1 protein-coding gene is annotated in these 625 nt (G+C 66.9%); it reads right to left on the bottom strand.

What is annotated here, in order from left to right; genetic code table 11:
- Positions 1-623 (bottom strand): Hpt domain-containing protein (locus OC450_RS34265; protein WP_262049476.1); only part of this gene is annotated, 623 nt, incomplete at its 3' end.
- Between the last annotated feature and the right edge of the window lie 2 nt (positions 624-625).

Genomic DNA, 625 nt, shown 5'->3' with positions numbered 1-625 from the left:
GCAGGCGCGGGAGCTTCAGCAGCGGGCGCGGCCTGGACAACAGGTGCCGGTGCTTCGATCGCAGTCTCGCGGAAGGCGCGCTCGAGTTCGTCGAGCGAGACTTCGCCCGGACGCAGCGGGCGCTCGAGGGTCTGGTCGATCAGCGAGCCCTGGCTGGAGGGCGCAGCTTCAACGGCAGCAGGTGCTTCCGGCACCAGCGGCGGCGCTTCGGCGACGGGAGCAGCGGCGCCGGCAGCCATTGCCGCCATGCCCTGCTCGACCATCGCTTCCAGCTTGTCGATGAGATCGCGGTCGTTACCCTCCGGCTCGGCTTCGGTCGCCTCGAGGCCGGCCAGGATTTCCTTGATGCGGTCGATCGAGGCCAGGATCACCGTCACCGCGCCGGCCGTCACCGGCATGCCGTCACGGAATTTGCCCATCAGGGTCTCGCCGGCATGCGCCAGCGCTTCCAGTCGCGGCAGCCCGAGGAAGCCGCAGGTGCCCTTGATGGTGTGGACCAGGCGGAAGATGTTATCCAGGATCTTGGCGTTGTTCGGCTCCTGCTCGAACTTCACCAGCTGGTTGTCCACGGTGTCCAGGCTCTCGCTGGTCTCCGTCAGAAACTCCCGCAACAGATCATCCATGA

Origin of the sequence: Bradyrhizobium sp. Bra78 (assembly GCF_024519855.1) — a bacterium.
In the GTDB taxonomy this organism is placed as follows: domain Bacteria; phylum Pseudomonadota; class Alphaproteobacteria; order Rhizobiales; family Xanthobacteraceae; genus Bradyrhizobium; species Bradyrhizobium japonicum_G.
The sequence above is the reverse complement of the archived record's forward strand: the minus strand, read 5'-3'. Positions and strand labels throughout refer to the sequence as shown.